The sequence below is a fragment of the uncultured Gemella sp. genome (genome assembly GCF_963519265.1).
Taxonomy (GTDB): domain Bacteria; phylum Bacillota; class Bacilli; order Staphylococcales; family Gemellaceae; genus Gemella.
This window is the reverse complement of record NZ_CAUQNQ010000047.1, coordinates 1-10,659: the sequence shown is the minus strand read 5'-3', so window position 1 is coordinate 10,659 and position 10,659 is coordinate 1. Positions and strand designations below refer to the sequence as shown.

Here is a 10,659-nt window from a genome sequence, read left to right as displayed (position 1 = left end):
CATCAAAAACTTCTTCATTTCTATTAGCTCTCGTTCTACTCTTCGAAAGTAATAACGTATACTCCGTGTCTCTATCAAATGCTTGTTCTCGTAACCAAACTGTATCATTAAGTGTTGAATTGATAGTCTCAAGAGGGTATACACCTTCTTCAGTTCTTCTAGCAATAGCGAACACTCCTCCATCTACTGCTGTCCATCCACCGAACTCTTTAATTTCTTTTACAGTACCTTTTTCAACTTGTTTACTATCACCCAAACTATCCATATTTTGTGAAAGTTTTGTATTATTTTCAACTGTAGGATCTAATGCTAATAAATTTTTAACTAAAGTGTTTAAATCTGCATTATCTGCAGGTGCAGTATACGTTTGGTTCGCAGATGGATCTGTATCCGTAGTAGCCGCATCTGTACGGAATGGATTATTTTTATCCAATGCTTTCCCATGACGTTCATCTCTAGAACCTGAGTTGGCAATCGAGTTAGAGTCTGAAGCTTTCTCAGTATTAGTTGCTGTTTTACCTGCAGTAGCTTTTCCATTTGTCGTATCTACTGCTGGTGCTTGTTTTTTCTCTGCTGGTTTTGTTTGTAATTTTGTTGTTGCAGTAACTAATTTAGCTTGTGCTTGTGTTAATTCAGCTTGTGTTTTTGCGTTACTTAAAACCACTCTTGCTTCTTCTAAAGCTGTTTTCAATTGGTTTACACTATCTTCTGTTTTAGAAGCATATTTCCCGTTGGTAAATTTCCCATCAATTTCTTCAATTAATTTTGTTAAGGCTGTTTTATTTAGAGTTTCTTTTTCTGAATTCTCTAGTTTTGAAGCTACTGCGGCTGCCACACTCTCTCTAGTGTTTTCTACTACTGGTTTGGCTTGTGCTTTTGGTGTGACTTCTAGTTTATTATCTGCCCCTAATGATTCATCTGTTGCTGTGTTGTTTGAAATAGAATCACTAGCTTGAGCTACTGCTCCAGCACCAAAAAAGATACTTGCACCTATTACTACAGACGCAGCACCTACTTTAAATTTCTTTATTGAGTACGACTCTACTTTTGTACCCTCTTTTGTATTTTTCAAATAATAATTATTTTTTCCTATCATTTTTTATTCTCCTTATTTTTTTAAATATTAATTTAATTTGAAGTTAAAAATAAATACCTTTCACATTGAAATATTAAATAACCATATTTATCGCTATAGAGCGCGCCGATAATAATAATAATAATAATAATATGATATTACCGTATTCTTTAAGTTCTGAAACAACTTACTATTTAGCTGTAACCTTTATTAAAAAACAATGTTATTTTACAATTAACCTTAGTGTCACTATTATATCAAACTAGCATTTTTTTGTCTAACAAAAACCTATCAAATATAGCGATAATTAGCACTTGGATATAGAAAACAAATCCCGATATCCAAATATAAATCCCTCATAAGAACATATTCTATATTATGAAGTTAAAATGTAGTTAATATTTTTGAAATTATTTGAATAAAATATCTCTTATATTCCTTGTATATTCAGCTTTTATGCATTTCAAGGAACACAAAAGCACATCGACTATTTTCCTTATAATCTATTTAAGATTACTTAAACATATTCCATCTACTTCGTACAAAACAGGAAAAAAGCTAGACCTCCTAATGCAGCATAGCTTTCTCCTATTTTCTTAATCAATCGAACTTAACGAAATGACTAAAAATTACAAATTCTTAGCAATAATATTTTGTAAATCCTCTCCCGTAAAGTTTATTAGATATCTAAAAACTATTACGAAGCGAATTTATCTATTAATAAACCACTACGTCTTGGAGTTGTTCTTATAAACTTTTTTTCTTTAGGACTTTTTATCACTCCCTTTTGTGTTTTAAACCCTTTAAACATAAACTTAATTATTTGAAAAGACTCTTATAAACTACTTCTAAAAATTATTTATTAAAGAAATCATTAGAAAATCCATCTGTATTTTTTAGTAATTGTTTAAACACCTTAGTTTTAAGTGCAACTGTATTTCCATAAGATTCTTTACCAGTTTTAGCCATTTGGTCTAAATCTTTTTGAACTGCATCGTTAAACATTTGTTGCAGTTGATCATAAGATGTTATATGCACATTATCGATATCTATCTCAGCGAATCCATGTTTAGCTTTCGCTAAGACTTCTCCATACCAGTGTTTTTTCCAAGCTTCAAGCGTTTCAAATGCCCCTTTAGATACTTTTTTGATAATATACTTATCACTTAAAGTTGGTAATTTTTCTTTATTAGCTGCATCTTTGTATTTATTTGAAACATAACTGATAAATCCATCTTCATAACCATAGTATCCCCACATACGGAATGCATTATGTTTAAATGATAATGAACCAGGTGCTCCATCGCTTGAATTACCTCCATAAATACCTGCCATCATATTTACATTTACATAAGCAGAATTTGGCATAAAGTCTTCTGGTCGATAACGCCCATTTCCAACACCATGCTTAGTCGCAAAGTTATTATCTACCAAATCATTAATAGAAGTTAATTGTTTGGTTTTTTCTTCATCTCTCAAATCTCGTACTTTATCCCATTGATTTGGTTCTGTCAATTTATTATATCCATCTTTATAACGATATTCTTTATCTATTTTTCTAAACCATTTACTATTATCAGTTAGTCGTTTACTAATAACTGCATCAGCTTCTAATTGATCTAACATCATCATAGCTTCATTGTAGCGTTTCATGTAAGCATCTATTTCTTGTCTGTTTTTTAATTTATTAGGATCATAATTATACCATTGATCTCCATTGTTTGGTCGAACATATGCCATATTTAACCCTAGAGCTCCGTATTCTCCATTTGTCGTAGAACTATCAGGTGTTTGTAGCATACCTTGTGCATACGCCTCAAGATCTGTACCTTCACGGTGCCAATTTCCTCCATAATACACCAAGCGGTCATTTACATGGGTTGTTTCATGAGTAAATGCCGAAATACCGAATTGACTAATCATATCTGTCACCATAAAGAACACTGCATCATCATTGTTTGGAGATCCATAGATTCTAGCCATAGCACCCATGTTTCCATTTGTATTGTGATAACGCCATGTTGGGCCATATAACTCACGTACAGGAGCTACTACATCTCTACCATTATTCGCAAATCCATAACGGTTAGAACCACCATTATAATTTTGGTTATCCCAAACTGCAGTTGGTACCATATTGTCACTCTTCAATAATCTGTTTCGAACTGATGACAATGCTAAACGAGACCAGAAGTCTAAGTATCGTTGTTGTGCATTTGCAACTTCATCAATTTTTGCTTTAAATTTATTTCGTTCTTCTTCTGTATATTTTCCATATTTTTCAAAAGAACTGTACGCTAAAGTATTATATGTCGAAATCAAGAATATATGAGCATTTTTCAAATTCAATAACGGTAAAATCATACGTCCATGTATACCGTTGTTTAAGCCATCATAAACTCTATGTTTTTTATTTACAAAGTCTTGAGTTGTGGTAGTAGGTTCAGATATATAAACATTATTTTCTGTTGTATGTTTAAACCAATCATTTAAATCTGTATCCGCTGTAAATAATTTCATATTATAATTTAAAAATTCATGTAAATTACCTTTTCCAGTACTACCAGCTATAACCTCACGATAGGCGTCATGTGTACGATCACCTTTTATATAACTTTCCTTAGAACCAATTTTGATAAGTCTGTCAAGCACATCAACATTTTTCCCATAGAAATCAGGTTTGAAAGTCATCATATCTTTTATATTCATACCATTATATTTAATTCCGTAATATCTATTTAGATATGTTAATCCAAGCATAATATTAGTTTTATTTAATTCTACTTTTTTAATTAATGCTCGTTTTGCAGATTCGTCATCATTTAATTGATGTTCTTCATTTTCTACAAGTTTTTTTACAAACTTATCAATATTATCCCTAACTTCCTTGAAGCTTTCTTCTAAGAATAAATCCCGAATATATCCATTTTGACGTGCTTCACTATTGGCTGTAGGATCATTTCTAGTATCTCTCTTTTCAAGTATATTACGAACAGCTTGAGACTGTAACTCAACAGATAGCAATAATTCTTTAACTCTGGCTTCTAAAGCATCTCTATTTTTAATAACTATATTCGGCGTATATACTATACCTCCTAAGTTTTCTATACTATATTCTTTCACTTGAGCTACTTGGGAAGCTTTTGCAGAAATATTAAACAATTCTTTTGTTCCATCAGCATAGTGAACCATGATTTTATTAGCATTTTCTGAATCTGTTACAAATTCCGTATCCTTCATAGCTGTTACTGATAAGATTTTCTTAGTTACAAGATTAGAATTTTCATCTAATCTATTACCTTGATTTACTATCCAATCTTTATTATAGAATGGTTGTAGTTTTTCTATATTGCGATATGCCTGATCACGATTTTCTTGGTAATCTTGAATATTTTTATATTCATCTTCGTAAGAAACTTTGTTGTTAAGCTTATCTACAGTTGGTTGTGTACTAATTAATTTATCAGCAGTAATCATCATCGCTTGAATTTTCGCATCTGCTTCATCTTTAGTGATATCTTTGATTCTATGAGAGTTTCTATGAGTTTTTCCACCTTTACTAATACCTGTTACTGTGAAATTCTTATTAACAACCCAATTCGTAACATTTTCATCATCCATGTCTCTTGATCCAAAGAATACGTCACCTTTCTTAACATCCATCATTGTAACAGTATTTTCAATAACACCCCAAGGCCAGTTTTTACCTATAAGACCTCCATTTTCTCCACTATTAGGAACATCAATAGTACCTTTTGCTACAGAATTTCTTATATATCCCCATCTACCTATGCCATCAGAATTATAACCATGGCTTATGTTACCTGCTATTCCTCCTGTTCGTGATCTATCACCCGTAATTTCAGCATCAACATAGGCTTTTTCAATATTACCACGCCAAACATCACCTGCTATTCCGGCAAGGTTCCAACCTTTATTACCAGTAGCATGTACTTTACCAATGTATGCAATATTAGTCATTTTCCCTTCATCTAGCTTATTAACAATACCAGCTACTTCATTTGCTCCAGTGACACTACCCGTTACTTTAATATTTTCAATAGTGCCCCCTTTTACTATCTGAGCAAGTGTAGCAACGTTATTTTCCCCTGGTAGATTAATATTCACATTCTCTAAGTTTATATTTTTAATAGTTGCATTTTCTAATTTACTAAATAGAGGGTGCACTAAATTATGAATTGAATAATGCTTATCATCAACACTTGTTAATGTTCCTGTAAATTTCTGAGTAACATAAGATTTTCCGAGTGGTTTTATACTAACCGCGCTTAAATCAGCCCCAAGTTTGAATGTTCCCGAAGGAGTTTTTTGCATAGCTTCTATTAAATCTTTAAAATCATAGTACACATCACCAATATGTGGTTTTGGTTTCGCAATATAATAAGAATAAGTATCCTCTATTTTATTTTCACTCGTTCTTCGCACTAAATCCTGAGCTTTTGCACTAACTTTATAAAACCAATCTTCTCCAACTTTTACTTCTTCTATTTTATCAATAGCAAGCTTGGTTGTTTTATTATCACGAGAAGTTACTTTCAAGTAATATTCTTTTATATTTTCTGGAATGGCGTTTAATAGGCTACTATCAGATTCCTCACCTTGTTCGTTAACATGTATCAAACTTGTTTCTTTGATATTTTTAACTTCAACTTTTTTTAGATCAAGCCTTAGCGGTCTTTCTTCTAATACTGAAGTCTCATCTACTTTTCCTCGGTTATAAATCATAGTTGTTCTGACGATATAGTCTTTATACAATTTAAGATTATCAGCAATATCTTTTAATTTAGATGTAGTTAAATCTAGTCGTTTAACTATATTTTCACCATCACGGACTTCCACCATAATAGATTTAATCTCGACTGAATCCTCATTTTCTAAAGTATATGTCAAGTTAGCAGAGCGATCAAGAGTATGTTCTTCGATCTTAGCTAATGTTAATACAGGTGGTTTTTTCTCTTTTGGAATTTCTTTTACTGGATTCTCTGGCTGTACTAACGGTTCGCCTTTCTCACTTACCACTCCTTCTGGATTTTCTGGTTGTACTAATGATTCGCCTTTCTCGCTTACTACCCCTTCTGGGTTTTCTGGCTGTACTAAGGCTTCGCCTTTCTCACTTACTACTCCTTCTGGATTCTCTGGCTGAACCAACGGTTCGCCTTTCTCACTTACTACTCCTATCGGTTTCTCTGGCTGTACTAGTGCTTCACCTTTCTCGCTTACTACTCCTTTTGGATTCTCCGGTTGCACTAACGATTCGCCTTTCTCACTTATTACTCCTTTTGGATTCTCCGGTTGCACTAACGATTCGCCTTTCTCACTTACCACTCCTACCGGTTTCTCCGGCTGTACTAGCGATTCGCCTTTCTCACTTACCACTCCTACTGGTTTTTCTGGTTGGACTAACGATTTACCTTTTGCTACTTCTAAAGTACCGACAGCAATAACTTTATTGACAACATTCCTAGTAATAGAAGTTTTAATGATTCTACTAGTCTCTTTGCCATCAACCGTCGTTACTTCGCTAAACACCACTTTTTCCCCATTAACACCATCTTTAAGAACTTTAGTCTCACCTTTTGGCAACGTATTGTCAAATTTTCTAATAGTTTCAAAAGGGATAACTTCCTTAGTTGATCTTAGTTCTGGTTTATTTATAGATAAGCTACGTACACCTTCCTCTGGCGTTGTTTTATATTCAATCTTTGATTTTGAGATTTCTGTACCTTGTCTATGCTCTTCAATTTTAGGTACCTCAATTTTCTCAACTTTTTCTGTTTTAGTTAGTGATTCACTTTGCTTAATTGATGATACTTTCGTTTCACTTGGGAGAATCTTTTCTGTAACTCGAGAGTATTCTTCTAAATCATTTTGCGTGAAAAATCCTATATATCTGTATCCTGCTATTTGAATTACACCTTTAGAAAGTTCAGAAGAATTGCTTATAGTTGCTTTTGTATTATATTGAACTAAATCTTTGTTTTCTAAAGCAAAAGAATGATAAGGTACTATAGCACTCTGACCTAAACTACCAATCAAAATAACACTAAGTACTTTATTTCTATATTTTTTTGATATTAGAAATACCACTAGAACAGCTGTTCCTAAACCCAATCCAGCTAATGGAAGTGAACTTTCTCCAGTATTAGGTAATGATTTCACCTCGGGTATAACATCATTAGAAAGTTGATCTACTTTTTTATAAATCATATAGTATGTTTCGTCATTTTTTACATCGCTTGGTACAGTATTCTTAATTAAACTTTTTTCCGATTCTGTAAGTTCATTTTCAGTTAGATATGTATAATTAACATTTACACCATTATCACTCGCATGAACATCAGTTGGAGCATAACTACCGAAGAAAAGAGCTCCAATGACAACAGGTGCTGCACCAAATGATAATTTTCTAATTGAAAACTTTAAAATTTTATTATTTTTATTTTGTGCTCGCATAAAACATTTGCTCCTAAATACATATTACTACAATTTTATTCTATCAAAATAATATTTCTATTACAATTTAATAAACACCCCAAAATAAGGCTACAATTAATAACTTTTTTATTTATAGATGGTAAAAATGATACCCTATTTCCCCTGTTAATACATAAATACAATACAGTTACTTTTAGAAAACACAAAGATATACATGTCCTAAATAATTAATTCCAAATAAAAAAAGGAGCATCCACCAAAATAATGATTTAAAAATCATCACTAGCGCGTCGCTCCTTATAATATTTATTAAATATAATACTCCGAGACTGATTTAAATTATTTTTTATGTTAATCTGAGTTTTTTTATCTTCTTAACAGTTTAAATTAATTCTTTTTATCTTACCTCTAGAAATTTCTTAATTACAATAAGTAAAATAACATTTTAACATTTAGACCTTTAGTAAATTATATTATTTTACAATCTCTATTCCTGAACTTGTTCCTAATCTTTCTGCCCCAAGATCAACATATTTTTGGGCAGTTTCTTTATCTCTAACTCCACCACTTGCTTTAACTTTTGCATTGTCACCTACAACAGATTTCATTAATTTAACATCTTCATACGTTGCTCCACCAGTTCCAAAACCAGTTGAAGTTTTTACAAAATCTGCTTTAGCTACTAGTGATAACTCACAAGCTTTAACTTTTTCTTCATCAGTTAAATAACAAGTTTCAATTATAACTTTTAATACATTATCTCCAATCGCTTCTTTAATAAGACGAATTTCATTTTCTACATAATCAAACTCACCATCTTTCAATTTAGCAACATTGATAACCATATCTATTTCACTTGCTCCATTTTCTACCGCTTCTTTGGCTTCGAATACTTTCGCAGCAGTAGTCATCGCGCCTAATGGAAATCCTACAACAGCCGCAACCTTCACATCTGTTCCTTGTAAAAGATGCTTGGCATCTGCAACGTAACAACCATTAACACAAACACTATAAAATTCATATTCAATTGCTTCCGCGCAAAGTTTTTGTACATCTGCACTACTTGCTGTCGCTTTTAATATTGTATGATCGATATATTTATTTAATCCCATTTTTTTACCTCTATTCTATTACTTCTAATATATTTTTAATATTTTCTATTTTTTCTTTTCCTATTACATAGGCATCTAAAACCATTGCTTTACTTGATTGAACATTTTTTTCATCGTTGTAGTAAATTTCAGCGATAACATCACCTTTTTCTACCTTATCTCCGACTTTTTTCTTAAGCTCAATTCCCACAGCATGATCAACCTCATCTTCTTTAGTAGCACGCCCAGCTCCAATTACCATCGCTGCTTTACCTATTTCTTCTGCTTTGATTTTTGTTACAAAACCTTCTTCTTCTGAGAATACTTCTAGTACTGACTTAGGCGTTGGTAACAGTTCATAATTATTTATAACTTCGCCGTCTCCTCCACTAAGTTCAATAAATTGTTTTAATAGTTCTAGTGCACGACCATTAGCAATAACTTCGTCTATTTTTTTAGCTGCTTCTTCAAACGTCTTAACTTCACCTTTGTGTTTTAACGCTAGGTAGACAATTTCGTAAACAACTTCTTTTAAATCGCTAGACCAATTACCTTTTAAAGCTTCTATTCCTTCGATAATTTCATTAGAATTTCCGATATTATATCCTAATGGTTCTTCCATATTAGTCAGTACTGCTATTGTTTTTCTACCTACACTATTTCCAATCTCAACCATTCTACGAGATAGTTCTCTTGCATCTTCAATAGTTTTCATAAATGCACCATCACCAACTTTTACATCTAGAATAATTAAATCAGATTGAATCGCCAGTTTCTTACTCATGATACTGCTTGCTATTAATGGAATACTATCTACAGTTGCTGTTACATCACGTAATGCATAGATTTTCTTATCCAATGGAACAATGTTGTCACTGTAACCCATTAGCCCCACTCCAGTTTTACTAGCTACTTCCACCAGTTCTTCTTTTGTAGTACTAAATTTAAAGTTTCTAATTGCTTCAAATTTATCAATTGTTCCTCCGGTGTGTCCTAAACCTTTACCAGATAACTTTGTCGTAGCCATTCCTACTGCTGATAAAATCGGTCCTAGAACTACAGTAACCTTATCACCTACTCCACCTGTAGAATGTTTATCAACAAGATAGTGATCTAAATCGTCAAAGTAGATTGTATCTCCAGAATCCCTCATAGTTAAAGTGAAGTTAGTTAGTTCATCTTTTGTCATATTATTAAAATAAACAGACATTAAAAATGAACTCATCTGATAATCTGGTACTGTCCCTTTAAGATAACCATCCAATAAAAATTCAATTTCAGCTTTTGTAAGTTCCTTATTCTTTTTCTTTTTATCTATGATATCAACAACTCTCATAGCATATTCTCCTTAATTATTCTTCTTATGTGATAGAGATAAAATCTCCTACTATCTAAAAGTCTTTACAATAAAAATTAGTCATTCTATATTTTTCATTTTCAATATAAATATTATTAGATACTTCTATTATCTGCAAACTCTTCTTATCTTTTAATATTTTATATATCTCTTCTTGACTTTTCTTGCTATATACTATTTTATCACGAATTATGTACATTTTGTAGCCTAATAATGTTAATGTATAATTTTTATATTTAAATAACATTAATGATAACACATAATATATAATTACAAAAATTATTATTTTATATAAAAAATGTATTTTATTATTAATAATCAAAAAGTTAACTATTATCATGAGTACTAAATAATATTGATCAATACCATTTTGTTTGGATATTTCTTTTTTTCCACACACAAATATATTTGTAGGTCTACTATTAACCTGAAGCATTAACACAAATATTGATACAATTATAAGTACTATAGTTAAAAGTAAAGCTTCCATATCCTCTTTTACAAATGTATATATAAGCAAAACAAAATAAAGAGGCATAAATGAATAAATACAATAACTAATATAGTTAAATGGCTTTTTCATATTACACCTCCTATTTATTATCTTTTACTTTTTGGTTTTGACAATACTTCTGAAAAAATTATATCGTTAAGAATTCTTTCTTTATCAAAAGTTAAAG

5 protein-coding genes are annotated in these 10,659 nt (G+C 31.5%); all 5 read right to left on the bottom strand.

Annotation, left to right across the window (positions count from 1 at the left end; genetic code table 11):
- A partial coding sequence (locus RWN11_RS05705; RefSeq protein WP_314160807.1) for a YSIRK-type signal peptide-containing protein occupies positions 1–1,096 on the bottom strand: 1,096 nt, incomplete at its 3' end.
- Between the two features lie 834 nt (positions 1,097–1,930).
- Positions 1,931–7,549: a ZmpA/ZmpB/ZmpC family metallo-endopeptidase gene (locus RWN11_RS05700; protein ID WP_314160806.1), complete on the bottom strand. Its 5,619-nt coding sequence runs from the start codon at positions 7,547–7,549 to the stop codon at positions 1,931–1,933.
- A 455-nt stretch (positions 7,550–8,004) separates the two neighbouring features.
- Entirely contained in the window at positions 8,005–8,643 is a 639-nt protein-coding gene (gene deoC, locus RWN11_RS05695; protein WP_314160805.1) for a deoxyribose-phosphate aldolase, read from the bottom strand.
- A gap of 10 nt (positions 8,644–8,653) precedes the next feature.
- Positions 8,654–9,958: a thymidine phosphorylase gene (locus RWN11_RS05690; protein ID WP_314160804.1), complete on the bottom strand. Its 1,305-nt coding sequence runs from the start codon at positions 9,956–9,958 to the stop codon at positions 8,654–8,656.
- Between the two features lie 55 nt (positions 9,959–10,013).
- Positions 10,014–10,562, bottom strand: a complete 549-nt coding sequence (locus tag RWN11_RS05685) for a hypothetical protein (protein WP_314160803.1) — start codon at positions 10,560–10,562, stop codon at positions 10,014–10,016.
- Between the last annotated feature and the right edge of the window lie 97 nt (positions 10,563–10,659).

Bases quoted from the DNA above. Each gene is read 5' to 3' on its own strand.
- RWN11_RS05700 (WP_314160806.1), bottom strand. From the start codon at position 7,549: ATGCGAGCACAAAATAAAAATAATAAAATTTTAAAGTTTTCAATTAGA.
- deoC (WP_314160805.1), bottom strand. From the start codon at position 8,643: ATGGGATTAAATAAATATATCGATCATACAATATTAAAAGCGACAGCA.
- RWN11_RS05690 (WP_314160804.1), bottom strand. From the start codon at position 9,958: ATGAGAGTTGTTGATATCATAGATAAAAAGAAAAAGAATAAGGAACTT.
- RWN11_RS05685 (WP_314160803.1), bottom strand. From the start codon at position 10,562: ATGAAAAAGCCATTTAACTATATTAGTTATTGTATTTATTCATTTATG.